At 51.8% G+C, this 456-nt stretch carries 1 protein-coding gene; it reads left to right on the forward strand.

What is annotated here, in order from left to right; genetic code table 11:
* Positions 1–296, forward strand: a 296-nt coding sequence (locus KMS84_RS43885) for a hypothetical protein (RefSeq protein WP_256921317.1), incomplete at its 5' end; no start/stop codon positions are given.
* Positions 297–456 lie beyond the last annotated feature (160 nt).

A 456-nucleotide genomic window follows, 5' to 3' on the forward strand; every position in this document is an offset into this window, starting at 1 on the left:
GCCAGGCACTCGCGGCTTTTCCAAATGGCTATTTCACTTCCGACCTGGATCCTGCGAAAAACTTTGCGGTTGCGCGTCACTTTTCAGAAGCACATGGCTATGAGTTGATGGGTGTAGGTGCTTCTTACATCGGCTTCATTCGTGCTGAACCGCCTGATACATCCCTTGCTAACGTCGTAGCCAAAGACTTCTGTGCGCTCTACAACACTAACGATGAAGACCTACAAACACGGGTCTCTGCAGTCGCACAGGCGATCTCTGGTCGGACGTATTTGTGGCTCCGTTACGTGGAATGAGCTTCGTCGCAGCAAAAGCCCGGCTGAATGCATACCAGAGGCTTTGAGAGGTCTTGGGCTCTTGGCAGCCTTTAGGAGCGCATTTGCTTTTCACGTTGTGTTCGTCCCACGACGGTGGTGCTACTAAGTCGAGCAAGATCTGACTGACTTACCTTTGTTG

The organism is Streptomyces hilarionis, assembly GCF_024539675.1.
GTDB lineage: Bacteria > Actinomycetota > Actinomycetes > Streptomycetales > Streptomycetaceae > Streptomyces > Streptomyces hilarionis.